The organism is Rhizobium sp. 01T417, from assembly GCF_056398905.1.
In genome coordinates this window covers 23,477-45,522 of the sequence record NZ_JBFTQH010000038.1, presented here as the reverse complement: position 1 = coordinate 45,522, position 22,046 = coordinate 23,477, and the positions used below count along the sequence as shown (strand labels likewise).

Sequence of the window (22,046 nt, the reverse complement as noted above, 5' to 3'; positions counted from 1 at the left end):
CAAAGGGTTCTGCTTTTTTACGAACGAAAGTTCAGGCCCGCTAGGACCAACCGCTCTGCGCATCGTCACTGCGGTGTTGCAATCACCTCAATGGCAAACGAGGCCGGTGCATCATAACCGATGCACCGGCCTCGCAATGTATAAGCCCGCCGGTGAACGCCAGCGGGCTTTTTGTTGTGTGGAGCGTGAAGCCGCGAAACCTCGTCAGTGGAACGAGCGGACCAGACTTCCGACCAACAGGTTCCAGCCGTCGATGAGCACGAAGAAGAGAATCTTGAATGGCAGCGAGATCGAGGTCGGCGGCAGCATCATCATGCCCATTGCCATGGTGATGGTGGCGACGATCAGATCGATGACCAGGAAAGGAAGGACGACGAGAAAGCCTATCTCGAAGCCGCGGCGGATTTCCGAAATCATGAAAGCCGGAATGAGGACGCGGTAGTCGATCTTCTCGCCGGTCTCGACAGTCTGGCCACGCTCGCGCGCCAGATCCACGAAAAGCGCCAGATCCTTGTCGCGGGTGTTGTTCGCCATGAATCCCCGGAAGGGCTCGGCGATACGCGCCACCGCCTGCTGCTCGTCGAGCTGGTTCGACAGGAGCGGCTGGACGCCGGTCTGCCATGCCTGATCGAACGTGGGCTGCATGACGTAGAAAGTCATGAACAACGCGAGCGACAGGAGGATCATGTTGGAGGGCGTGGAAGACAGGCCCATTCCCGATCGCAGGATCGAGAATGCAATGATGAAGCGCGGGAAGCTCGTCACCATGATCAGGATGCCCGGAGCGACCGAAAGAACGGTCAACAGGCCGAATGTTCTGATGATCCATGCCGCAACCGAACCGTCGACCGGCAAGTTCAAAAGGTTTGATGGGAGCTGCTGCGCATGGGCCAGCTCCGGTGCCGCCATCATGGCAGCGAATAACAATATGAATCGAATCATTCGACGACGAAGGTCCTGAACATGACCTTCGATACGCGCCCTTGCGCGCGAAGGTCAACACGCTCCTGGATGTCATCCTTAAGATATTCGAAGCCTCGCGGTCCCTCGATCTGCTGCAGCGAAACCGTACGGACATAGGCGAGGATGTCCTGATGGACATCCTCGGCGACCTTGACGTCCGGCGGGCCGTTAAAGAGCAGCGCGACTTCCAGGCGAACTAGGCTTTCTGAGGGATAGGCAAGGTTCGTGGTGATGGGCTCGAGTTGAACGATGTTGTTGGCTTCCGTCGAAATGCGAGGCAGGCCCGCCTCGCCTTCCTTTTTCTGCGCGGCCTCGTCCTTGGCTGCCTTGGCCTGTTCCGCCTGCTCGGCGCCTTTGATGCTGGGCGCGACCATGTCACCGACCACCCAGCCGCCGCCGGCGCCGAGCAGCGTCAGGACCGCAAGCCCGACGATCGTCATTATTGTGGCCTTTTTCGACTGGCCCCCAGCGGTTTCTGTCTCTGCCATGATGTGTGCCTCAGAGCGGCGAGAAGAGATCGACGGCCTGCTGGCCGCGCGGCGGCTGCTGTACTTCCATCAGGCGGCCGCGACCGCCGTAGGAGATGCGCGCTTCAGCAATCTTCTCGTAGGAAATCTGGTTGTCGGAGTTCACGTCCTGCGGGCGCACGATACCGGCAACGTTGAGAATGCGGATCTCCTGGTTGACGCGAACCTCCTGAGAACCGCTGATCACGAGGTTGCCGTTCTCGAGGATACCGGTGACGACGGCGGCGACCATGAGCTTCAGCGTCTCGGACCGGTCGATCTTGCCCTTGCCGTCGGTACTGGTATCCGAACCGTAGGTCACATCGGTCTTCGACTGAGGATTCCAACCCATGACGTTGGCGTTCACATCCCAGTTCAGGCCGCTCGAGTTGGTCCGGCTGCGGCTGGTGTCGTTCTCGAACTTCGCCTTGTCGTTGATCTGGATATCGACGGTCAGGATGTCGCCGACATTCAGCGCGCGCGCATCCTTGAAGAGGGCGGCCTGCGAGTCGCTCCAGAGAGAATAGCCCTGCGCGACCTGGCGCGGCTGCTTCGGATAAAGCGCCATCTGCGGCGTCTGGCCATAAGCAAGGCCGCTGCCGATCGGGCTCATGGCTGGGGCGCGACCGATCTCATTGACAGCCTGCGGCGATGCGCAGCCTGCAAGAAGGGCGACGGCGGCGATCGCGACCTGAAAACGCATGTTCATGAGGGGTCCTTCGACGTATTGGGATCGGACGCGCTGGCGATGATATTGGCGATGACCGCGGCCTTCTGCGGATCCATCTCATTGAGGATCAAGCTCGACTGGGTCGCGTTCAGCCGCATGATGACGGCGGCCGCCACTTCGATCTTCACCTCTTGCAGCTGTGATGCGGCTGCGTCCGGTTTCATTTTCTTATAGATATCGGTGAGGCCCGCTTCGGCCTGCTTGAGGAAATCATCACGGCGCTTCAGCCAGTCCTGATATTCCTCTTTGCGCTTGCTCATTTCCGCAATGCGGGAATCGACGTCGGCGCGAAGCTTCTCGAGTTCCTGCTTCTGCAGCAGATAGCGCTGGTCGCGCGCGGGATCGGCAATGTTCGTGCAGAACTGCTTGATCTCCTCCTGCGATGTCATTTCACCCCTCGGCGACGGCTGTTCCTGTGCGAAGGCGCCGGGAATGGACAACGCCACGACGGCCATCGCAGGCAGTGCAAGCCGCTGAAGCAAGTCTGACAAGGCCATATTCTTCATCATTGCAGGACGAGCTCCGCTTGCAGCGCGCCGGCTGATTTGATGCCCTGGAGGATGGCAATGATGCCATCCGGCTTGACGCCGATATTGTTGAGACCCGCCACGAGCGTCCTGAGATCAGGCCCATCCAGCAGAGCCACCTTGCCGCCCGTCTTCTGCGCAGCGATGTCGGTCTGCGGCTGCACGGCGGTCACACCGCGCGAGAACGGCTCTGGCTGAATGATCTGCGGTGTCTCGGTTACCTGGACAGTGAGAGTACCATAGCTGACGGCAACCGGCGACACGCGCACGTCCGCGCCGATGACGATCGTTCCCGTTCGCTCGTTCACCACGACCTTGGCGGGCGTGTCGGTCTCGACGATAAGATTCTCCAGATCGGCCATCAGGCGCGTCAGGTCCGCCGTTCTCGGCTTCTGGACGATGACCTCCTGCGCGTCCTTGGCTTCTGCTACCGGGCCGCCGAAGCGAGTGGAAGCATAGCCATTGACGACATCGGCAATGCGGATCGCCGTCGAGAAGTCCGGGTTGCGCAGTTGCAGGACGAGATTGACGGAATCCTTGAAGCGCGAGGGCAGTTCACGTTCGATGATGGCGCCGCCCGGCACCCGTCCAGCGGTCGTCACACCCTCGGTTACCGTCGCGGCCTGGCCCTGGGCGGTGAAACCCGAGACCACGACCGAGCCCTGCGCGACAGCATAAATCTGGCCGTCGGCGCCCGACAGCGACGTCATGATCAGTGTGCCGCCGCGCAGCGAAGTCGCGTCGCCAAGCGAACTGACGTTCACGTCGATGCGGCTGCCGGGACTGGCATAGGGTGGCAGATTTGCTGTCACCATGACAGCTGCGGTGTTCTTCGCGTTGGACTGGGTGCCCTGCGTGGAGATGCCGAGGTTCTGCAGCATGGCGCGCATCGACTGCTCGGTAAACGGGGAAGCGCGGAAACCGTCGCCGGTGCCCTGAAGACCGACGACCAGACCGTAGCCAATCAGCTGGTTGTCGCGTCCGGCCTGCAGGGAGGCAATGTCCTTGATGCGCGAGTTCATCGCCGCAGCGGGCGTGACGGCCAGGACATTCGGAGACAGAAACGCGAGGGCTACGAATAGGCGAAAAAACATCTTCATTTTGCGGCCACGTGTATGGTGCCGTCTGCGAGCACGGTGCCGCTGACAATCACGCCGGAATCCATGTTGCGAACGCGGATGAGCTGCCCCGTCATACCATCCTCGAGCGGCGAGCCGGCCGCCGAGATCGTCATCGCGCCGAGCGTGAAGATAAGACGGGTCGAGGAGCCGCGCGTCACGGTATAGGGCTCTCGCAGCGCCGAGACGGAGATCGTGCGCCCCGGCAGGAGCGTGCGCTTCGAAATCATCCCTTCGACCTGGCGGATCGACTTTGCATAGTCGCCCTTGAGGTTGGGGTTGGTCACTTCCACTTCCTGGAGCTGGGCGCCGGAAACGGTTTCGCCGGGGTAGATGGTCGTCATCGGAACGACGGCATATCCCATGCCGGCAGCGGCTGCTGCCTGCGGCATGGCAAATGCGGTGATCGCAACGGCGGCGGCTGCCGCCCATCCGAGGATACCTTTGACCCGGCAAAACATCATGTTTCGGCCCTTCCCGATTACTTCAGGTTCTTGCTGACGATGGAGGCCATTTCGTCGGCGGTGGTGATGACCTTGGAGTTCATTTCATAGGCGCGCTGCGCCGATATCAGTTCGGTGATTTCCTTCACCGGGTCGACGTTCGACGATTCGAGGTAGCCCTGCTTCATGTAGCCGAAGCCTTCTTCGTCGGGCGTGCCGACCACGGGATCGCCCGACGCAGGTGTCTGCTGAAAGAGGTTGTCGCCGAGAGGCTGAAGGCCGGCCTCGTTGACGAAGTCGGCGATCTGCAGCTGGCCGAGCACGGTCGGATCGGTGTCGCCCGGCAGCTTCGCCGAAACTTCGCCCGAGCGGCTGATGGTCACTTGCGTCGAACCCTGCGGGATCGTGATATTAGGCGCTACCAGGTAACCGTCGGTGGTGACGATCTGGCCAGTCTCGTTTTTATTGAACGCGCCAGCGCGCGTGTAGAGCGTCGTGCCATCGGGCGCCTGGATCTGGAAGAAGCCGCGACCAATAAGCGCTACGTCGAGGTCGTTGCCGGTCTGCGAAAGCTCGCCCTGGATGTGTAGGTTGCGGACGGCGGCCGTCTGGACGCCGAGACCGATGTTCGCACCTTCAGGTACGATCGCCTGGTTCGCGCGGTTCGAAACGCCCTTGGCGCGCTCGGTCTGATACAACAGGTCCGTGAATTCAGCGCGAGCGCGCTTGAAGCCGGTCGTGTTGATGTTCGCGATGTTGTTGGCGATGACTTCAAGATTGGTCTGCTGGGCATCCATACCCGTCGCAGCAATGGCAAGCGCTCTCATGGCTTCGTCCTCAAATCAATTACATCTGCATGCGGGTAACGTCGAGAAAGGCCGAAACGACCTTGTCGCGAATGGCGATCGCAGTCTGAAGGGTCTGCTGTGCCTGCATGACGGCATCGACGACTTCACGCGTCGTCGCGGTGCCCTTGATGCCGGCAAAGGACATGCTTTCTGCATTCTTGAGGGTATTGACGGCGCCCGTCGCAACATTGGTGAGAACCGCGCCAAAGCCGCCGTCGTTTGCAGCACTTTCTGCCGCCGATGAAGCTGTGGAGCGGTCCTTCTCGATGGCGGCAAGGCCGCGGGTCATCGACAGGGAGCTGACGCTATTGACGTTGTTGATCATGATTATTGGCTCTTCAGAAGGTCGATTGTCGACGAAATCAGGTCGCGGGATTGCTTGATGGTCTGCAGGTTGGCGTCATACGAACGGTTTGCTTCGCGCATGTCGGCCATCTCGACCAGCATGTTGACGTTCGGGAGTTTGACGATGCCCTTCTCGTCCGCAGCCGGATTGGAGGGGTCGAATTCAGTGATGAACTTCGATTCGTCGACACCGAACTTCTTGACGTTGACGGTCGTGACGCCATTGGCGCGATCGACCGCTTCGCCGAAGGTGATGGTCTTGCGACGGTAGGGATCGGCACCGGGCGTGTCGCCGGTCGAGCGTGCGTTGGCGATGTTTTCGGACACGATGCGAAGGCGCGTCGATTGCGCTTCAAGCCCGGATCCCGCGATTTTGAGTGCTGCTGACAAAGGATCCATGATCTTAGCTCTTCACTGTCATCAGCATCAGACGATTGAACGAGCTTACGAGCGACGTGTTCAGATCGTACTGACGCTTGATTTCACCGGACTTCGTGAGTTCCTCGGCGAGACCGACCGTGTTGCCGGACTCCTGCACGCCGATCTCCTGGTCAAGGGCCGCGTCCTTGACGTCGATGTCGCTTTTCGTGCCGAGATCGTTGCCGGTCAGGTGCGCAGCATTCGTGCGCGCCATAGTAATGTCCGACCGGTCGAGGGTGGCCTGGAAAGGCGTGATGTCTTTGGCGCGATATTTCGGCGTATTCGCGTTCGCGATGTTGCCGGCCACAACCTCCTGACGGATCGTCAGCCATTCGGCCTGCCGCGACGCCAAGTCGAAAAGTTGAATCGGTTGCATGGGAACTCTCCGTTTTTACTGGGGCGAACCTAGGACGGTAATCTTGCGTCAGACTTACGGAGAATGCGGTCCGACATTCCGTGGCTGCCGGGCGCGCACTCCCATAACGGGACGAAGGCTCCGACCGTATCCGGTGGAGCCTTCGACTGATGCGCTTGAGAGCGGTGCACGCTCAATTATGCTGATAGACATCACCCTTGGAGGTGATGATGACCCATTTGCCATCACGTTCCTCCAGCGTCGCCAACCGGCTTTCGTCCGGCAGAATGGATCCCACCTGAACGACGTACATGCCTGAGGTATCTTCGATCAAGGCACGGCCGTTTGCCACGTGAAGGAGGCGAAAGCCGGATTTACCGGGGAACGGCTGATCCTCGGCCGGCGGACCCTTATCGTCTTCCTTGCCAATGTTGGAGACCGTCGCGGTCGTCAGCGGATCGACGGGGATCTCGGGCTTCTTGTCGTATCGGTTCTTGTTGGCCATCGCGAGGGGCGAAACGCTGAAGACGTTTCGTGCCGGCCAGTCGGGAAGGTCGCGTGTCCGGTCGCCCTGCGCGACATTGATGCCGAACTTGTCCTCGTTAAAGAAGACGTACCACGGAAAGAAGGCGGACGCCGCCGCCAGGGTAAGGCCGGTAATTGTCAGGGCGCGGTCGAGAAAGACGGTTTTGCGCCGCAGGGGCTTCAGCGGGGCGATCTTCTCATCGTCATCGAAATCTGTCACGTCGCGCCTCTCTACCTGCGGATACTCGGCTGGCCGCCGATGCCGGCCGCGGCTTTCAGGGCGCCGGCCAGATCGGCAAAGGCATCCCTCGAATCGCTATCGCCGGGCGACTGTTTCAAAACATCGTAAATAATCGGTACCTGCCTGACCGCCATATCGAGATCAGGATCGGCGCCCGGGCGATAGCCGCCGATCAGGCGCAGGTCGCGTGTTTCCTCGAAGCGGTGGATGAGCGTCTTCAGGCGAGACACCAGCTTCTCCTGATCCGGGGTCCAGGCCTTGCGCGCCAAACGCGAGATCGAGGCCAGCGGATCGATCGGTGGGTAACGCCCTTCCTCCGCCAGACTACGCTGCAGGACGATGTGGCCGTCCAGAATGCCGCGCGTCGAGTCGGCGATCGGGTCGTTGTGGTTGTCACCATCGACGAGGATGGAAATGATCGCGGTGATCGTTCCGGTCCCCTCCGGTCCGGGTCCGGCACGCTCCAGCAGGCGCGGCAGCTCGGTGAAGACCGAGGCGGGATAGCCACGGGCGATCGGCGGTTCACCCGACGCAGTCGCGACCTCGCGGATCGCGTGGGCAAATCGGGTAACGCTGTCGACGATCAAGAGCACGTTGTCGCCCTGATCGCGGAAATGCTCGGCGATGGTGACCGCTGTCAGCGGCGCCATCTTGCGCAGCATCGGGCTCTCGTCACTCGTCGCGACGACGGCGATCGCCTTCTTCATGTTGTCGCCAAGCGTGTCCTCGATGAATTCGCGCACTTCGCGGCCACGTTCACCCACAAGCGCGATGACGACCTTGTCGAAAGCATCCGCACGGGCCAGCATGGACAGCAGCGTCGACTTACCGACGCCCGAGCCTGCGAAAATGCCGAGGCGCTGGCCGAGGCAGAGCGGCGAGAAAATGTCGATAGCGCGAACGCCCGTCTTGAAGCCTGTCTCCACGCGCTTCCGCGTCATGGACGGCGGCGCCGTGTTCGAAATGGAGCGGCGGCCGAGCCCCTCGACAATGGGACCGAGGCCATCGATCGGCTCGCACAGCGCGTTGATGGTGCGCCCGCACCAGCTGTCCGCCGGAGAGATGCGGAATGCACCCTTGCGGATGACCGTATCATGGATGCCGATCGGCTCGCCCGGCTCGATCGGGCAGACATAGGTCAGTTCAGGCTCGACGCGAACCACTTCGCCGAGGTGGATGCCGGTCGGCGACTTGTGGGCGACGAATTCTCCGAGCCGCACATGGCGCGACAGGCCGGTCACGGTGTAGTGGCCGGCCGCGATCGTCTGGACGTGACCGCCGGGGGCGACCAGGAATTCGGGGCTCGAATAGCGCGACACGAGCCCCGCGAGATGCGTGAGCTTCGGCGAAAGGTCGGATTCGGTGAGCGGCGTATTGCTCATGCTTCAGGCCCCGTTCAGCGGCTGCCGCCGAGCGTCTTGATCGCCTCGCTGAACGAAGTCTCGCTGTCCTTCGAGAGCGACGTCATACTCTCGAAGGCGCGATTGACTTCGATCAGCTGCGTAATTTCGCGCATCGCGTTGACGTTGGAATTTTCGAGATAGCCCTGCCGGACACCGACATTGAAACGATCGGTGACGGCGCGTGGCTGCTCGGTCGTCATGATGCCGCTATTCTCGTAGCGCAGATAGCCCTTGCTGATATCGGCCTCGAAGAGACCCAGCGAACCGACCTGCTTGCCGTCCTGGTAGATCAATCCGTCAGAGCCGACCTTCGGTTCGCCAGCAGCCGTGTTGAGCGTCACCGGCGCACCGCCGGCGTCGAGAACAGCGTAACCTCGAACGGAAACGAGCTCGCCGTTTTCCTTCATCGTGAAGCGGCCATCCTTGGTCAGAACTTTGCCGGCCGGCGTGTCGACCGAGAACCAGGCATCCCCCTTGATCGCGAAGTCGAGCATGTTTCCGGTGTGCTCGAACTCGCCAGTATCGCCGGAGAGATAGTCGTTGCCCTGGGACACATAGGCGATCTTCGCATTGATCTTGTTGCCGGTCTCGCCGAGCATCTCGTCGAATTTCACCTCCGTCCCGCGGAAGCCCGTCGTGTTCACGTTCGCCATGTTGTCGGCGATGGTGGTGAGGCGACGTTCGAGTGCGATCTGCGACGACAAAGAAACATAAAGACCGGATTGCATCCCGATAGGCTCCTGCATTGGCGATGAACGGTACGAAATCCGGGTGTTTGCAGTCGGTTCGACCACGAATTTCGCTGAGGCGGCACCTCAGAAACGGGCACGGATGCCCATTCGTCACCGACAACATGACAGCAAATGCTTGCGCGAAGCTGGCATGCAAAAGCTTGATTTGCAGGGACTATCATCAGCCTCACGCAAGCCAGCAGCCCTATCCGTTGAGTTGAAAATAACGATCAGGTTTGGACTGACGATGAATATCATTATCGGATTTGTGATTACCTGCGGCTGTATCGTCGGCAGCTTCATGGCGATGGGTGGCCACGTGGACGCGCTCTGGCAGCCGTTCGAGCTAGTCATCATCGGCGGCGCCGGCCTGGGCAGCTTCGTCATGGGCAACCCGATGAAGGTGGTGAAGGATTCCGGCAAGGCGCTCGTCGAAGCCTTCAAGCACACGGTGCCGAAGGAACGGAATTATCTCGATACGCTTGGTGTCCTCTACTCCCTGATGCGCGATCTTCGCACGAAGTCTCGCAACGAGATCGAAGCCCATATCGACAATCCGGCCGAATCCTCGATCTTCCAGTCCGCGCCGACGATCCTCAAGAACAAGGAACTGACGGCGTTCATCTGCGACTACGTCCGGCTGATCATCATCGGCAATGCCCGCTCGCATGAGATCGAAGCACTGATGGACGAAGAGATCAACACGATCCTTCACGACAAGATGAAGCCCTATCACGCCATCCAGATCATGGGCGACGCCTTCCCCGCGATCGGTATCGTCGCCGCCGTTCTCGGTGTCATCAAGGCCATGGCGCACATCAACGATTCGCCTGAGGTCCTCGGCCACCTGATCGGCTCGGCGCTCGTCGGCACCTTCCTCGGCATCATCCTGTCCTATTGCGTGTGTTCGCCGATCATTTCCCAGATCAAGATCGTCCGCACCAAGCAGCATCGCCTCTACGTCATCGTCAAGCAGACCCTGCTTGCCTACATGAACGGCTCGGTGCCGCAGGTCGCGCTCGAATACGGCCGCAAGACAATTTCGGCCTACGAGCGTCCTTCGATCGACGCGGTCGAGCAGGAAATGATGAATCCCGGCGGCGAGAACAAGGCGGCGTAAACGGTCATGAACGCTCCCCTCAAGAAACCCCTCATGGGCGAAGCCCTTCTTGCCAAACTGACCGGCAGGCTGGGCGACAAGGCCACCGTCGAGAAGATCTGCAGCGGATTCGGCGAAGTCTACGTCGTCTTTCTGCCCGACATCATCAAGAGCGAGACGAACCTCGACGTCGAAGTGGCCTATCTCGGTTGCGACAGCGGGCACAAGAACGAGCTGGTCGCCAACCTCGGCGACAATACGACGCTCGTCGATGCGACGCTCCGCAACTGGTCACCAAACATTACGCTTGCCTGCGGCAACAGCTTCATCATCACCCTGATGGAACACTTGCTGGGTGCGGCGGCAGACGCCGTCGAGCAGCCGGCGGATCGCCTGCTCTCCGTGATCGAGCTCGAGCTTGCGGTCATGGCCTTCGACAAGTTCGCCAATGTCCTTCGTTCGGCAGTGAACGCGCCTGGCGGCTTCGAGCCAGTGCTTGAGTTTCCGCATGCGTTCGAAACACGGATCAAGCCGGCCGAAGACAAGCCCGACGAGTTCGCGGCCGCGATCAACATGTCGATCACGCTCTCCGGCATCACCTCGGATTTCTCGCTGATCGTTCCCCAGGCTGCCCTGCTGAAGACGACGGTGACGGCTCCGAAGGCCAAGGGCCAGTCGGCTAAATCGACCGAATGGAGTGATCAGCTCAGCGAGCAGGTGCGCCGCTCGCCGGTGACGCTCGACGCAAAGATCCGTCTGCAGGACCTGACGCTGCGGACCATTTCGAAACTTGCGGCTGGCGATGTCATCCCCTTCCACGACCGCGGCGACGTCCGCGTCGAAGTCAGCGCCAACAGCAAGGAATTGTACATCTGCGAGTTTGGACGTTCGGGCGAACATTATACCGTCCGGGTGAAGGATACGATTAATTCGGATGACGAGCTCATCCGCCACTTGATGAATTAGCCCATTTTCCAACCGGGCTGCCACGGCAGCTTGAGGCAAGTTTCAACTGGAATAGTGATTTCATGGCGACGAAGAAAACACCCAAGAACAGTGACCTTTCAATGGAGCTCCCGGGCAACGAGGCCGAGCTTGATCAGGCCATCGATGACCTGCGCGGCGTCCTGAAGACCGACGCGGACGGCGGCCTGCCGGATTTTGCTGGAGAGGCCGACGCCTTTAGCGGCAGCACCGACCTGTCAACCTTTGGCGGCGGTTTCGGAGATGCGGCAGAGCCCGCATTTGGTGGCGACGATTTCGGCGCAACATCCGATTTTGGTGGCTCTGCCAACTTCGGCGACAGCTCGTTTGGTGCGATCGCTTCCGAACCTGCCCCGCTCGGCAGCGCCATGCAGTCGAACCTCGACCTGATCATGGATATCCCGATCGACGTTCAGATCATGCTCGGCAGCAGCCGCATGCAGGTCGCCGGCCTGATGAACCTTAACGAGGGCGCAACCATCGCGCTCGACAAGAAGATCGGTGAGCCGGTCGAAATCATGGTGAACGGCCGCAAGATCGCTCGCGGCGAGATCACCGTTCTGGAAAACGACGACACGCGTTTCGGCGTCAAACTGATAGAAGTTCTGAGTACAAAGAAAGCCTGATCCCGGTGCAGGGACGGAGAGGTTAGACCATGATGGACTTTGACGATTTCGGCGGCGCGCTAGCCGAGAAACCGTTGACCCAGGCTGAAAAGGCGGCGGCCGTTCTCCTCGCCATGGGGAAAGGGGTCGCCGGCAGGCTGTTGAAATATTTCACGCAGGCCGAGCTGCAGACGATCATCGGCTCGGCGCAAACGCTGCGTGCGATCCCGCCGGATGAATTGCTCGGACTTGTCGCCGAATTCGAGGACCTGTTCACCGAGGGTGCAGGCCTCATGGATAATGCCAAGGCGATCGAGAGCATCCTTGAAGAGGGTCTCACGCCCGACGAAGTCGACAGCCTGCTTGGCCGTCGCACCACCTTCCAGGCATACGAGACGTCGATCTGGGATCGCCTCGGCGAAGGCGACCCGGCCTTCATCGGCAAGTTCCTCCTGCGCGAACATCCGCAGACTGTCGCCTATATTCTCTCCATGATGCCCTCCTCATTCGGCGCCAAGGTTCTGATGCAGATTCCGGACGGCCGCCGCGCGGACATCATGAACCGTACCGTCAACCTCAAGGCCGTCAGCCCCAAGGCCGCGCAGATCATCGAAAAGCAGGTGCTAAGCCTGCTGGCAGAGATCGACGCCGAGAAGAATTCGATCGGCTCGACGAAGGTTGCGGAACTGATGAACGAGATGGACAAGCCGCAGGTCGATACCCTGCTCACCTCGCTCGAATCGATCAGCCGCGAATCGGTCAACAAGGTCCGTCCGAAGATCTTCCTCTTCGACGACCTCATGCTCATGCCGCAGCGCAGCCGCGTCATGCTCATGAACGATATCTCGTCCGACATCCTGACCATGGCGTTGCGCGGCTCGTCTGCCGACATGCGCGAGGCCGTCCTCGCATCGATCAGCCCGCGCCAGCGCCGCATGATCGAATCGGATCTGCAGAGCGGCACCGTTGGCATCAATCCGCGCGAAATCGCAATCGCCCGGCGCGCCATCGCCCAGGAAGCGATTCGCCTGGCAAACTCCGGGCAAATCCAGCTCAAGGAGACCGAAGGCGAAGGCTCGGCCGCGGCCTAAGCCGCTGTTGTTGTGTACGAAGCACCTCTTCCCGGCCGCTGCGGTTGATCGCCGCGGCGAAAGGGAGATACCTTCTAGGAAAGGCCGCGCCCTGGCGCGGCCGTTTCTTTTTGATGGAGGGCTTCGGCCTTGGCCGACGACGACAAGGACAGCAAAACAGAAGACCCGACAGCGAAGAAGAAAAGCGACGCTGCCGAGAAAGGCAACGTGCCGTTCTCGCGCGAGGTGCCACTGTTTGCCACCGTGCTTGCCACCTTCGTCTATATCATCTTCTTCCTGCCGAGTGGGCTCAGCAAGGTCGGCGAGGCGCTGAAGGACATTTTCGAGCAGCCCGACCAATGGAAACTCGAAACCGGGCCGGACGCGCTCTCCCTGTTCGTTCACCTCGCCTGGGTTTCGGCGGCCTTCCTCGCGCCCGCCTTCATCCTGTTCATGGCGTTTGGCGTTGCCGCGTCCATCTCGCAGAACCTGCCAACGCCGGTGCTCGAGCGCATACGGCCGCAGTTTTCGCGCATTTCGATCGCCAAGGGATGGTCGCGGCTGTTCAGCCTGCCTGGCCTCATCGAGTTCGGCAAATCGCTGACGAAGATTGTGATCGTCGGCGTCGTCATGTTCTTTGCGCTGAAGAGCGAATACTTCAGCGCGATCGATGCGATGTTCTCCGATCCGCAAACGATCTTCACGCGGATGATGACGTCGATGCAAAAGATCACCATCGTCGTCCTGATCGCCACAGCCGTCGTCGCCATCGCCGACTTCTTCTGGACGCGCTACCACTGGTTCACCGAACTGAAGATGACGCGGCACGAGGTCAAGGAAGAGAACAAGCAGTCGCAGGGTGACCCCTTCGTCAAGAGCCGCCAGCGCTCGCTCATGCGTGACCGTGCCCGCCGCCGCATGATTGCCAATGTCGATCGCGCGACGCTCGTAATCGCCAACCCGACTCACTTTGCCGTCGCCCTGCGCTATGTGCGTGAGGAAAACGACGCGCCTGTCGTTGTCGCCAAGGGGCAAGACCTAATTGCATTGAAAATCAGGGAGATCGCGGAAAAGAATGGGATCCCCGTTTTCGAAGACCCGCCGCTCGCGCGCTCCATGTTTGCGCAAGTCTCGGTCGATAGTGTCATACCGTCTGTATTCTATAAGGCAGTCGCGGAACTCATCCATCGGGTTTACGCGGCGCAAGCCAAGAACAAACGGGTAAGATAGCCGAATGAAAAAATGCCCCTACTCTGCCCAGCGTGAAAAAATCCTGGCTGAAGCCATCAGCCCCGTTGCCACGGAATTGCGGCTTCTGGACGCCTCGGATCTCATCTCTCTTCTGCGCTTCGAGTATTACGGCAATCTTTCCGATCTCGTATCGTCAGCGGCCGAGCTCTTCTTCCACCCCGGCACGGTCAATTTCGGCCATGGCGGCAGCTACACGCTAGAGTGGGGCGGCAAGCCCGAAGTGGTCATCGACCTTGAGATCAAGCCGCGCGGCGTCACGATCTATGCGCAGCTGATGCTTGCAGAGGCGCACGCCGGCATCGAGATCAACCACATCGCGTTCCAGAACCCTTCGGCGGATCCCGACGAAAACACTGTTTTCCTCGAGCAAAGCCTGCGCGACGCACGCTATAACGTCGAACCATTGCAGGCTTTGGCGGGCTAAAGCCCACACGGCTTCTCGTCAGCTGATATATCCAAGACGGATGGCCTTTGCGATCGCCTGGATTCGATTGACCGAATCCAGCTTGATCGTTGCCGAACCGAGATAGGCGTTGACGGTATGCACCGAGAGACCAAGCTTCTCTGCAATCTCTTCGCTGATGCGCCCGTCTCCAGCAAGCTGCAGGCAGGCAATTTCGCGTTCGCTGAGAGCTTCGGCAGCCGCCACGCGGCGCTCGTCGAGCGAAAGCAGGTCGATCATGATCTGGCACGATCTCACGTGCAGTTCGACGATCATATCGCTGGCCGGCTCGAGGTCATCGCCCGTAAAGACAACGAAGCCGTTGCCAACGGCGCCGAGGCGCACCGGAAACGCCATGCCGGAAAAGGGAGTCAGGCCGCCCTTCAGGCGCGTCATGAAAGGTGCAATGCTTGCCGGCCCCGGAGCGGCGCGATCAAGCCCGCCAGCCCATACGACTGGAAGAAGCGACTTCTCGATATGATCAAGTAGCGCCTCGCCATGAGCGTCGATGAATGCGCCACTGAAGCCGCTGTTCACCGATCCCCAGTTTTCCAGTTCGCAGACCAAACGCTGCTTTCCCGGGACGCCGGCACCGCTGATTCGATAGACAGCGAAATTCTGGGCGTCGGCGAGCTTCTGCATGCCGATGAGACGCGGAAACAGGTCGGACCGACTAGCGACCTTGCTGACCCGCACGCCGCGCATTGTTTCCGAATTTCCTATCGATCGACCGGACGACTGCCCCATAACGCCGTCCCCTTAGACGAGATTGTTCCTGACCGCGAATGCGATGGCCTCGGAACGAGTCTTCGTCGCCGTCTTTCGCATGACACTGGTGATGTAGTTGTTGATGGTGTTGCGAGAGATGCCGAGGATCATCGCAATCTCATCGCTCGTTTTGCCCTCGGCGATCCAGAAAAGGCATTCCAGTTCGCGATCGGTCAGCTCGAAGTCCCGGTCGGCCTTGGCGGCGCCGCACTGCAGGAAACTCGTGAAATAGGCGGACAAGAGCCCCACGTCGCGCAAGCGCTCCTGCGACAGAATGAAACCGTCATCGAACAGGAACATCAGCACCAGGCGCGAGCGTCCGATGTTAAACATCAACGAACAGTACTGGCGGCTGGCGCCGTCTGGCGCATCCGCGGAATCCGGCAGGAGCGCGAAATGCGGCTGGAACAGCTGCATACACTTTTCGATCTCCGTCGCACGGGCAAAGCCGCCAACGAAGGTATGCGCCAGATTGGTGACAAGATCGAACGGCCAGTCAGACGAGACCACGAAATCGAGCCCCGCTTCCTGAACGAGATCCGCCCGCGCCAGGAGGTAGTGCGAGGCGCCGACATAGTCGGTCAGGGCGCGCAGGCCGGGTTGCAACCGCCCCGTGCTCGAAATCTCGCAGAGCTGCGCGATCAGTTCGTCACGCGAAGACAGGTTTGTCGCTGCGATGCCAACGAAGTTTGCCTTCTGCGTGTCGCTCTTCAGAGCCTGCAATATCTGCATATCCATTGGCAAAAACCCCGCGGCCGCGAACCACTACGACAGAAACCCGATCCGCGGCCCTTGAGCAAATTGCGCCCCCTCCGCGAACCATCCAACACTACACTAGGTGGTAAACTTCGCCATCTCCGAGTTCTCGGGATTTACATCGCCCGCACTTTGTGCGTTGATTCGCACGGAAATTCCGCTTGTTAATGAATTCTAAAATTAAAGTGATTCGGGGAATCCTGACAATACGATTCGCGTAAAACGCGCAGCTATTTCAGCCCTGTGTCAAGCCTATCCTCAGAAATCTTCGCGTGCGCGCCCGAGCGATGGCAAAACTGTGCCGATCGCGGTGCAGTAGACGGGCAAAAGAAAAAGGCCGGTTGCCCGGCCTTTCATTACGCGGCGTTGTCGACCGCCCATTTTCTGAGGATTTTCGCGGCGCGCTCCTCGTTGATCTCGACCATGCGCGCCAGTTTGCGTTCCGGGCCTTCCTTGACGCGACGATTGAAGTTGCCGTCGTCGTCGCCGAGGCTGAGCAGGTCCTCAGTGCTGTCGAAGCCGAAGTCCGAACCGAAGCCATCCATGAGCGCAGCACCGGTGCCCACGCCACCCGCCGGAGCGAAATCGGGAAGTTCGAGGCCGGCGCTTTCCGGCGACGTGTCGCCGATGACCGCGGCGCCGTTGCCGGTCACGCTGCGGATCATCGGGCGGACGCCCATCCAGACCACAAGGAAGGCAACTGCGACGAAAGCGAGCGAGTTGATGATGCCTGCGAGATTGCGGCTCAGCATTTCCATGACACGGACGCCGCCGCCGGTTTCCTCGAGAAGCTGGTTCTCCAGGAAGTCCATGGCCGTAACGGTCACCATGTCGCCGCGATTGTTGTTGATGCCAGCGGCGGATGCCACGATCTTCTGCATCTCCGCGAGATAGGCATCGATCTTTGCCTGGTCCGCCGGCTCGCCGACCATCTGAGCAATGCGCCCCTTGTTAACGACGACTGCAACGGAGAGCTTTTCGATCTTGTAGCTGTTGCGCGTCGTGGCAGTGGTCTTGCTGTTGATCTCGTAGTTGGTCTGCTCTTCTTTCTTGTCGGACTTGTCTTGCGATTCGGGACCGTTGGGTCCGCCCGAGTCCGGTGCCGCCTGCGGGATGTTCTGCTCGACCGTCGTCGCGTTGTCGGACTGCTTCTGCAGCGACTGAGAGGCTTCCTTGGTCGTGCGGATCGAGCGCTCGACCTTCGATTCCGGATCGTAGACAGTTTCCTGGATCTGCTGGCTATCGGTATTCAATTCCGCGGTGACGCTGGAGCGGAAGTTATCCATGCCGAGGAAGGGCGCGAGTGCCTTGTCGATGTTGGTTTCAACTTCGCCCTGGACGTTCTGGACGATGTTCAGAGAACGGTTCAGCGAGCTGTTGCTGGCCTCGTCGCCCGAAGCGAGCAACTGGCCTGCGGAGTCGAGGATGGTAACATCGGCGACATCGAGGCCGGGAACGGCAGACGCAACAAGGTGGCGGATCGAAGTCGCCGCGGTGCGGCCGGCCGCGACACTTGCGCGAATCATGACGGAAGCGGTCGGCTTCTGTTCGGCTTTGCGGAAGTTGCCGACCTCGGGCATGACAATATGGACGCGTGCTGCCGTAATGCCGGAGATCGACTGGATCGTGCGGCCAATTTCACCTTCGAGCGCGCGAACCCGGGTGACTTCCTGCATGAACGACGTCAGGCCGAGAGAGCCCACGTTGTCAAAGAGTTCATAGCCGGCGTTGGCGCTGTTCGGGAGGCCGCGCTCGGCGAGCAGGAGACGCGCCTTGCCGGTCATACCGGCGGGAACTGTGATGCTGGAGCCATCCGTTCCGACCTGGAAACCGATATTTGCCTCGGCGAGCGCAATGCTGATCTGGTTCAGATCGGGCGTATCAAGCCCGACATAAAGCGTTTCCTGGGCCGGCTTATTGACCAAAAAGGCCGCCGCCAGGATGAGTACCACGGAAACGACACCCACGCCCGCCAACGCCAGCAAGCGATTCCGTCCTAGCGAACTGAAGTTCTTAAAAATTTGAACTAATTGATTTAACAGATTCATTCTGTTCTCGCACGACCATCCAGACAAAGCAGGCTTGTTGCCTCATGTGGACAATAGGTGCCGAAACTTGTGCGAACGTTTCGGAGGGTGCGAGCAGGCCGGATCAGAAGAAGTCGAAGTCTCCGGCTGCCTTCGCCAGCGGCTGAACACTGCTATAGCGCGCCGCCCCGCTGAGAGCGCGCTGCATTTCACTGAGCTTCACCAGGCTCAGGGCCGTTGCGACATCGACAGACCAGTCCTGCGGAATCTCGCCCGTGATGGTATCTATGAACTCGGCAAGACCGCGCGTCTTCTGCACGGCAAGATCAATTCCCTGCATCACCTTCATGCTTTCCGGCGAGTTCAGCAGTTCGCCGCCCCCGACGTCGAGGAGCTGTGGTTCGATGCGCTCGATCAGGTAAGCGACGTCGTGCAACTCCGCGACGATACGCATCAGGACATCAGGCAGGGCTTCGGCGGGCGACGGCTGCTCTGTCATGGCATTCACAGTCATTAGTAAGGTCCTTGCCCTCAGAAGAATTCGATGCTGTTTTCGACGGGTTTCTGCGGAGCGACCGGACGCTGCTCAAGCGCAACGGTTCTCTGCGTTTCCGCACCGGTGAGCGGATACTGCCGAGCGCGTCCCGAGACCGGCCAGTACTCGAGCTTGCGCCCGTGCTCCCCGCCGGTGCTGGAGCCGACGACCGGTATGCCTTCATCCTTCAGGAACTGCACCGCAAAGGCGGCGTTCTGTTCGCCGACATTCGAGAATGTCGAGATCGTCTTCGCCCCGCCGAAGATCTTGGCCTCCAGGCGGTCGCGACGCGCCCCTTGCTTCAGTAGACCGTTGATCAGCAATTCCATCAGGTGGACGCCATATCGCGTGGCGTCTGCGCCCGTCATCGGCATATTTCCTGTCCCTGGCAGAAGGAAGTGATTCATTCCTCCAACGCCTGCCACGGGATCTCGCAGGCATGCAGCCACACACGAGCCAAGGATGGTCGTCAGTACCGCGCTCGGATCATTCAGGACCTTCCATTCGCCCTGGATGATATGAACGCGGCGGGCCGCAACATCGAGGTTCATTTCAATGCTCCAAATACGGCCTCGATAGCCGCCTTCATCTTCTCGATCGTGAAGGGCTTGGCGAGAACGTTGTTGGCACCAAGCTGGGCCGCTTTCGTCACGAGTGCGCGGTCACCCTGCGCCGTCAGGATGATGAAGGCGGCTTTCTTCGTCGCCGGGTTGGCGCGAACAGCCTGCAGGAAGCCGAGGCCATCCATCTTCGGCATGTTGAAATCGGAGATGACAAGATGATGCGGCTGCTGGGTCATGATCTTCAAGCCCTGCTCACCATCGCCGGCGGCCGTAATCTGCTTGAAGCCGAGCTGGGTCAGAGCGTCGCTGAGCAGCAGACGGCTCGTGACCTGATCGTCGACGATCAGAACTTTGATTTTCTCTGCGATAGACATTAGTCAGTTCCTTCCTTTCGGGCGGCTGTCATTTTCAAAATTTCTTCGCCGATGGCATTGAGGGGCAGTTGCTGCTCGACGGCGCCGAGCTCGTAGGCAACCCTCGGCATGCCGTAGACCACTGAGGTCTTTTCGTTCTGGCCGAGCGTACGCGCGCCGGCGTGGCGCATCTTCAAGAGGCCGGCGGCACCGTCGCGTCCCATGCCGGTCAAGATCACACCGACCGCGTTGCGGCCTGCCAGTTCGGCAACCGAGTCAAACAGCACGTCGACGGATGGCCGGTGACCGTTCACCGGATCGCGTTCGATGAGGCGGCAGCATGGCGCATGGACGTTGGCAACCTGCAGGTGGCGCTCGCCGCCTGGTGCAAGATAGATTTTCCCGATCTCCAGGCGCGCACCGTCGGTCGCTTCCTGCACGACGGGCGCGCAAAGCCGGTTGAGGCGTTCCGCGAAGCTCTTGGTGAAGGTCGGCGGCATGTGCTGCGTGATAACCGTCGGCGGGCAGTTTGCCGGGAACTTCTGCAGCACCGCAATCAACGCCTCGACGCCGCCGGTCGACGAACCGATCGCGACGATCTTGCGGCCGACGCGGAAGTCAGCGACAGCAGGTGGCGGAGCAACCGGAGCCGGCTGAGGGTACTGGCGTCGCTGCGAGCGGGCGGCAGCCTTCACCTTCTCGGCAAGATCTCCAAAGGGACGCGCATCGCCCGGGAGCGGCTTGCCGACGCAGTCGAACGCGCCGATCTCAAGCGCCGCCAGAGAGGCATCGGCGCCGCGATGGGTCAACGTCGAGACCATGATGACAGGCATCGGGCGGAGCCGCATGATCTTCTCGAGGAAGTCGAGACCGTTCATGTTCGGCATCTCGATATCGAGCGTTACGACATCAGGATTGAGCTTCTTGATCGCCTCGCGGGCCTCAAGCGCATCGCCTGCCTGACCGATGACGCTGACCTCGGGATCGGCGCTGAGAACAGCGGTAATCAGGCCGCGCATCGTGGCGGAGTCGTCGACGACGAGAACCTTGGCCGGTGCGCTCATGCCTTCCTCCCAACGCCCTTGGTCGTGTAGCGATAGGTGGTGATGCCGATATTGTCGAAGACATGCTTGGCGTCGCCGGAGACGCGTTCGGAATGGCCGATATAGAGATGGCCGCCCTCAGGCAGCAATTCGGCAAAGCGTGACCAGATCTTCATCTGCGTCGGCTCGTCGAAGTAGATCACCACATTCCGACAGAAGATGACGTCGAACTTGCCCTTGAACGGCCACTGCGCCATCAGGTTCAGCTCGTTGTAGGTGATCAGACGCTTGACGCGGTCGTCGACCTGGAACTTGCGCCGCCCCTGGACCTCGACCTCGCTGAACCACTGCTTGCGCATGGCGGGCGACACGGTTTCGAGCGCGCTCTCGTCATAGGCACCGGCACGGGCGATCGCCAGAATCTTCGGATCGATATCGGTCGCCAGGATCTTGAAATCGTAGTCGGCGACGTTGGGCATCATCGACAGGACGGTGAGCGCGATGGAATAGGGTTCCTGGCCATCCGACGAGGCAGCCGACCAGATACGAACCCGACCGCCCATCTTCGCGCGATGCAGCAGTTCTGGCAGCACATGGTCCCGAAGGTGCTCGAAGTGGTGGTTCTCGCGGAAGAAGCGCGTGAAGTTCGTCGTCAGATGCGACAGCATCTCGCGGCGCGGCGCCGCACCCGCCGGTGAAGAAACGAGCGCGCAATACTCCCGAAATCCGGAAAGGCCCAGATTGCGGATATGCTTCGACAGCCGCGAGTAGACCAGCGAGGCCTTGGTCTCGTTCAGGAAGATGCCTGCATCCGAGTAGATCATCGCAGCGATTTCCGTGAGGTCGCGGCGCGTCAGCGGGTACTCTCCGCTTGCCAACACCTCGTCAGGGTTTCCCTGCCGCATGTCTTTTGCACTCAGAACATTCATGCGGCTTCGCTTTCCGTTTCGGGGAAAATGGCTTCGAGCTCGAGCAGGCAGATCATGCGTTTGTCGATCGCCAGGATGCCGCGCGCGAACTGACGTTGCAGCTCAGATGCGATTTCCGGTGTCGGCTGCACATTGTCTTCAGTGACGGTCAGAATGTCGGACACGGCATCGACCAACAGACCGACGACCTTGCGGTGCACCTGCGCTACGATGATGACGTGTCGCGCCGTCGGCACAGTCGCCGGCATGCCGAGGCGAGCCGACAGATCGATAATCGGCAGCACCGCACCGCGCAAATTGATGACGCCCTTCATATAGCCGGGCGAGTGCGGCATCGCCGTTGCCGGCGTCCATCCGCGGATCTCGCGCACCGACATGACATTCACGCAAAATTCCTGATCCCCGATGCGGAACGCGATCAACTCGCGGTCCCCATCCTTCAGACTTTTTACGGCATACGACATAG

General features: G+C 60.3%; 28 protein-coding genes. 6 read left to right on the top strand and 22 right to left on the bottom strand.

Features of this window, described 5'->3' with window-relative positions; genetic code table 11:
* Nucleotides 1-204: 204 nt before the first annotated feature.
* The 13 genes from fliP to flgF form a co-directional block, all read right to left on the bottom strand.
* On the bottom strand, nt 205-942 hold the full coding sequence (fliP, locus tag AC1DPR_RS25850) for a flagellar type III secretion system pore protein FliP (RefSeq protein ID WP_018859682.1): 738 nt from the start codon (nt 940-942) through the stop codon (nt 205-207).
* Complete coding sequence (locus AC1DPR_RS25845) at nt 939-1,451, bottom strand: flagellar basal body-associated FliL family protein (protein ID WP_018859683.1); 513 nt, start codon at nt 1,449-1,451, stop codon at nt 939-941. The genes fliP and AC1DPR_RS25845 overlap by 4 nt, the downstream gene beginning before the upstream one ends.
* 10 nt (nt 1,452-1,461) lie before the next feature.
* Complete coding sequence (flgH, locus tag AC1DPR_RS25840) at nt 1,462-2,178, bottom strand: flagellar basal body L-ring protein FlgH (RefSeq protein ID WP_018859684.1); 717 nt, start codon at nt 2,176-2,178, stop codon at nt 1,462-1,464.
* The gene (locus AC1DPR_RS25835) at nt 2,175-2,708 is read right to left on the bottom strand and encodes a MotE family protein (RefSeq protein ID WP_018859685.1); all 534 of its coding nucleotides are present in this window, start codon (nt 2,706-2,708) and stop codon (nt 2,175-2,177) included. Before AC1DPR_RS25835 ends, flgH begins: the two co-directional genes overlap by 4 nt.
* Nucleotides 2,705-3,826, bottom strand: coding sequence for a flagellar basal body P-ring protein FlgI (locus AC1DPR_RS25830; protein WP_018859686.1), 1,122 nt, complete (start codon nt 3,824-3,826; stop codon nt 2,705-2,707). The genes AC1DPR_RS25835 and AC1DPR_RS25830 overlap by 4 nt, the downstream gene beginning before the upstream one ends.
* Nucleotides 3,823-4,308, bottom strand: a complete 486-nt coding sequence (gene flgA / locus AC1DPR_RS25825; protein ID WP_018859687.1) for a flagellar basal body P-ring formation chaperone FlgA — start codon at nt 4,306-4,308, stop codon at nt 3,823-3,825. The genes AC1DPR_RS25830 and flgA overlap by 4 nt, the downstream gene beginning before the upstream one ends.
* A gap of 17 nt (nt 4,309-4,325) precedes the next feature.
* Complete coding sequence (gene flgG / locus AC1DPR_RS25820; protein WP_018859688.1) at nt 4,326-5,114, bottom strand: flagellar basal-body rod protein FlgG; 789 nt, start codon at nt 5,112-5,114, stop codon at nt 4,326-4,328.
* 19 nt (nt 5,115-5,133) lie between these two features.
* Nucleotides 5,134-5,460, bottom strand: coding sequence for a flagellar hook-basal body complex protein FliE (fliE, locus tag AC1DPR_RS25815; RefSeq protein ID WP_018859689.1), 327 nt, complete (start codon nt 5,458-5,460; stop codon nt 5,134-5,136).
* Between the two features lie 2 nt (nt 5,461-5,462).
* The gene (flgC, locus tag AC1DPR_RS25810) at nt 5,463-5,879 is read right to left on the bottom strand and encodes a flagellar basal body rod protein FlgC (protein ID WP_018116161.1); all 417 of its coding nucleotides are present in this window, start codon (nt 5,877-5,879) and stop codon (nt 5,463-5,465) included.
* A 4-nt stretch (nt 5,880-5,883) separates the two neighbouring features.
* Entirely contained in the window at nt 5,884-6,276 is a 393-nt protein-coding gene (gene flgB, locus AC1DPR_RS25805) for a flagellar basal body rod protein FlgB (RefSeq protein WP_018859690.1), read from the bottom strand.
* 172 nt (nt 6,277-6,448) lie between these two features.
* Complete coding sequence (locus AC1DPR_RS25800; RefSeq protein ID WP_113472022.1) at nt 6,449-7,000, bottom strand: flagellar protein; 552 nt, start codon at nt 6,998-7,000, stop codon at nt 6,449-6,451.
* A gap of 11 nt (nt 7,001-7,011) precedes the next feature.
* Nucleotides 7,012-8,403 carry a flagellar protein export ATPase FliI gene (gene fliI, locus AC1DPR_RS25795; protein ID WP_169681181.1) on the bottom strand — a complete coding sequence of 464 codons (1,392 nt, stop codon included), beginning with the start codon at nt 8,401-8,403 and terminating at the stop codon, nt 7,012-7,014.
* 14 nt (nt 8,404-8,417) lie between these two features.
* The gene (gene flgF, locus AC1DPR_RS25790) at nt 8,418-9,152 is read right to left on the bottom strand and encodes a flagellar basal-body rod protein FlgF (RefSeq protein ID WP_477817421.1); all 735 of its coding nucleotides are present in this window, start codon (nt 9,150-9,152) and stop codon (nt 8,418-8,420) included.
* A gap of 250 nt (nt 9,153-9,402) precedes the next feature.
* Here flgF and motA point away from each other — a divergent pair, with 250 nt between their 5' ends.
* The 6 genes from motA to AC1DPR_RS25760 all read left to right on the top strand — a co-directional run bounded on the left by motA (nt 9,403) and on the right by AC1DPR_RS25760 (nt 14,588).
* Nucleotides 9,403-10,275, top strand: a complete 873-nt coding sequence (motA, locus tag AC1DPR_RS25785; protein ID WP_018859694.1) for a flagellar motor stator protein MotA — start codon at nt 9,403-9,405, stop codon at nt 10,273-10,275.
* Nucleotides 10,276-10,281: 6 nt separating this feature from the next.
* The gene (locus tag AC1DPR_RS25780) at nt 10,282-11,220 is read left to right on the top strand and encodes a FliM/FliN family flagellar motor switch protein (RefSeq protein ID WP_113472020.1); all 939 of its coding nucleotides are present in this window, start codon (nt 10,282-10,284) and stop codon (nt 11,218-11,220) included.
* A gap of 62 nt (nt 11,221-11,282) precedes the next feature.
* Nucleotides 11,283-11,864: a flagellar motor switch protein FliN gene (gene fliN, locus AC1DPR_RS25775; RefSeq protein ID WP_018859696.1), complete on the top strand. Its 582-nt coding sequence runs from the start codon at nt 11,283-11,285 to the stop codon at nt 11,862-11,864.
* A 29-nt stretch (nt 11,865-11,893) separates the two neighbouring features.
* Complete coding sequence (gene fliG / locus AC1DPR_RS25770; RefSeq protein ID WP_018859697.1) at nt 11,894-12,934, top strand: flagellar motor switch protein FliG; 1,041 nt, start codon at nt 11,894-11,896, stop codon at nt 12,932-12,934.
* Between the two features lie 129 nt (nt 12,935-13,063).
* Nucleotides 13,064-14,143: a flagellar biosynthesis protein FlhB gene (gene flhB / locus AC1DPR_RS25765; protein ID WP_018117037.1), complete on the top strand. Its 1,080-nt coding sequence runs from the start codon at nt 13,064-13,066 to the stop codon at nt 14,141-14,143.
* Nucleotides 14,144-14,147: 4 nt separating this feature from the next.
* Nucleotides 14,148-14,588, top strand: coding sequence for a hypothetical protein (locus tag AC1DPR_RS25760; RefSeq protein WP_018117036.1), 441 nt, complete (start codon nt 14,148-14,150; stop codon nt 14,586-14,588).
* 18 nt (nt 14,589-14,606) lie between these two features.
* On the opposite strand, the gene visR is transcribed toward AC1DPR_RS25760, so the two are convergent.
* From visR to AC1DPR_RS25715, 9 genes are all read right to left on the bottom strand, one after another.
* The gene (gene visR / locus AC1DPR_RS25755) at nt 14,607-15,353 is read right to left on the bottom strand and encodes a transcriptional regulator VisR (protein ID WP_026372123.1); all 747 of its coding nucleotides are present in this window, start codon (nt 15,351-15,353) and stop codon (nt 14,607-14,609) included.
* Nucleotides 15,354-15,365: 12 nt separating this feature from the next.
* Nucleotides 15,366-16,112 (bottom strand): transcriptional regulator VisN, encoded by a 747-nt coding sequence (gene visN, locus AC1DPR_RS25750; protein WP_018859700.1) that lies wholly within the window; start codon nt 16,110-16,112, stop codon nt 15,366-15,368.
* A gap of 374 nt (nt 16,113-16,486) precedes the next feature.
* Nucleotides 16,487-18,178: a flagellar basal-body MS-ring/collar protein FliF gene (gene fliF, locus AC1DPR_RS25745; RefSeq protein ID WP_026372124.1), complete on the bottom strand. Its 1,692-nt coding sequence runs from the start codon at nt 18,176-18,178 to the stop codon at nt 16,487-16,489.
* 103 nt (nt 18,179-18,281) lie between these two features.
* Nucleotides 18,282-18,671, bottom strand: coding sequence for a chemotaxis protein CheT (cheT, locus tag AC1DPR_RS25740; protein ID WP_062369605.1), 390 nt, complete (start codon nt 18,669-18,671; stop codon nt 18,282-18,284).
* A 17-nt stretch (nt 18,672-18,688) separates the two neighbouring features.
* On the bottom strand, nt 18,689-19,243 hold the full coding sequence (gene cheD / locus AC1DPR_RS25735) for a chemoreceptor glutamine deamidase CheD (protein WP_018117031.1): 555 nt from the start codon (nt 19,241-19,243) through the stop codon (nt 18,689-18,691).
* Entirely contained in the window at nt 19,240-19,629 is a 390-nt protein-coding gene (locus tag AC1DPR_RS25730) for a response regulator (protein ID WP_007530058.1), read from the bottom strand. The genes cheD and AC1DPR_RS25730 overlap by 4 nt, the downstream gene beginning before the upstream one ends.
* Entirely contained in the window at nt 19,629-20,672 is a 1,044-nt protein-coding gene (gene cheB / locus AC1DPR_RS25725; protein WP_018859703.1) for a protein-glutamate O-methylesterase CheB, read from the bottom strand. Before cheB ends, AC1DPR_RS25730 begins: the two co-directional genes overlap by 1 nt.
* Nucleotides 20,669-21,580, bottom strand: a complete 912-nt coding sequence (cheR, locus tag AC1DPR_RS25720) for a protein-glutamate O-methyltransferase CheR (RefSeq protein WP_018859704.1) — start codon at nt 21,578-21,580, stop codon at nt 20,669-20,671. Before cheR ends, cheB begins: the two co-directional genes overlap by 4 nt.
* Nucleotides 21,577-22,044, bottom strand: coding sequence for a chemotaxis protein CheW (locus AC1DPR_RS25715; protein WP_018117028.1), 468 nt, complete (start codon nt 22,042-22,044; stop codon nt 21,577-21,579). Before AC1DPR_RS25715 ends, cheR begins: the two co-directional genes overlap by 4 nt.
* Nucleotides 22,045-22,046: the final 2 nt, after the last annotated feature.

What these genes read in the sequence shown, in the direction of transcription:
- fliG (WP_018859697.1), top strand. Translation starts at nt 11,894, where the DNA reads ATGATGGACTTTGACGATTTCGGCGGCGCGCTAGCCGAGAAACCGTTG.
- flgF (WP_477817421.1), bottom strand. Translation starts at nt 9,152, where the DNA reads ATGCAATCCGGTCTTTATGTTTCTTTGTCGTCGCAGATCGCACTCGAA.
- flgC (WP_018116161.1), bottom strand. Translation starts at nt 5,879, where the DNA reads ATGGATCCTTTGTCAGCAGCACTCAAAATCGCGGGATCCGGGCTTGAA.
- flgB (WP_018859690.1), bottom strand. Translation starts at nt 6,276, where the DNA reads ATGCAACCGATTCAACTTTTCGACTTGGCGTCGCGGCAGGCCGAATGG.
- flgH (WP_018859684.1), bottom strand. Translation starts at nt 2,178, where the DNA reads ATGAACATGCGTTTTCAGGTCGCGATCGCCGCCGTCGCCCTTCTTGCA.
- fliP (WP_018859682.1), bottom strand. Translation starts at nt 942, where the DNA reads ATGATTCGATTCATATTGTTATTCGCTGCCATGATGGCGGCACCGGAG.
- AC1DPR_RS25730 (WP_007530058.1), bottom strand. Translation starts at nt 19,629, where the DNA reads ATGTCTATCGCAGAGAAAATCAAAGTTCTGATCGTCGACGATCAGGTC.
- cheR (WP_018859704.1), bottom strand. Translation starts at nt 21,580, where the DNA reads ATGAATGTTCTGAGTGCAAAAGACATGCGGCAGGGAAACCCTGACGAG.
- fliE (WP_018859689.1), bottom strand. Translation starts at nt 5,460, where the DNA reads ATGATCAACAACGTCAATAGCGTCAGCTCCCTGTCGATGACCCGCGGC.
- cheT (WP_062369605.1), bottom strand. Translation starts at nt 18,671, where the DNA reads ATGACTGTGAATGCCATGACAGAGCAGCCGTCGCCCGCCGAAGCCCTG.
- fliN (WP_018859696.1), top strand. Translation starts at nt 11,283, where the DNA reads ATGGCGACGAAGAAAACACCCAAGAACAGTGACCTTTCAATGGAGCTC.
- AC1DPR_RS25780 (WP_113472020.1), top strand. Translation starts at nt 10,282, where the DNA reads ATGAACGCTCCCCTCAAGAAACCCCTCATGGGCGAAGCCCTTCTTGCC.
- visN (WP_018859700.1), bottom strand. Translation starts at nt 16,112, where the DNA reads ATGGATATGCAGATATTGCAGGCTCTGAAGAGCGACACGCAGAAGGCA.
- cheD (WP_018117031.1), bottom strand. Translation starts at nt 19,243, where the DNA reads ATGAACCTCGATGTTGCGGCCCGCCGCGTTCATATCATCCAGGGCGAA.
- AC1DPR_RS25830 (WP_018859686.1), bottom strand. Translation starts at nt 3,826, where the DNA reads ATGAAGATGTTTTTTCGCCTATTCGTAGCCCTCGCGTTTCTGTCTCCG.
- motA (WP_018859694.1), top strand. Translation starts at nt 9,403, where the DNA reads ATGAATATCATTATCGGATTTGTGATTACCTGCGGCTGTATCGTCGGC.
- flgA (WP_018859687.1), bottom strand. Translation starts at nt 4,308, where the DNA reads ATGATGTTTTGCCGGGTCAAAGGTATCCTCGGATGGGCGGCAGCCGCC.
- visR (WP_026372123.1), bottom strand. Translation starts at nt 15,353, where the DNA reads ATGGGGCAGTCGTCCGGTCGATCGATAGGAAATTCGGAAACAATGCGC.
- AC1DPR_RS25760 (WP_018117036.1), top strand. Translation starts at nt 14,148, where the DNA reads ATGAAAAAATGCCCCTACTCTGCCCAGCGTGAAAAAATCCTGGCTGAA.
- fliI (WP_169681181.1), bottom strand. Translation starts at nt 8,403, where the DNA reads ATGAGCAATACGCCGCTCACCGAATCCGACCTTTCGCCGAAGCTCACG.
- fliF (WP_026372124.1), bottom strand. Translation starts at nt 18,178, where the DNA reads ATGAATCTGTTAAATCAATTAGTTCAAATTTTTAAGAACTTCAGTTCG.
- flgG (WP_018859688.1), bottom strand. Translation starts at nt 5,114, where the DNA reads ATGAGAGCGCTTGCCATTGCTGCGACGGGTATGGATGCCCAGCAGACC.
- AC1DPR_RS25715 (WP_018117028.1), bottom strand. Translation starts at nt 22,044, where the DNA reads ATGTCGTATGCCGTAAAAAGTCTGAAGGATGGGGACCGCGAGTTGATC.
- AC1DPR_RS25845 (WP_018859683.1), bottom strand. Translation starts at nt 1,451, where the DNA reads ATGGCAGAGACAGAAACCGCTGGGGGCCAGTCGAAAAAGGCCACAATA.
- cheB (WP_018859703.1), bottom strand. Translation starts at nt 20,672, where the DNA reads ATGAGCGCACCGGCCAAGGTTCTCGTCGTCGACGACTCCGCCACGATG.
- AC1DPR_RS25835 (WP_018859685.1), bottom strand. Translation starts at nt 2,708, where the DNA reads ATGATGAAGAATATGGCCTTGTCAGACTTGCTTCAGCGGCTTGCACTG.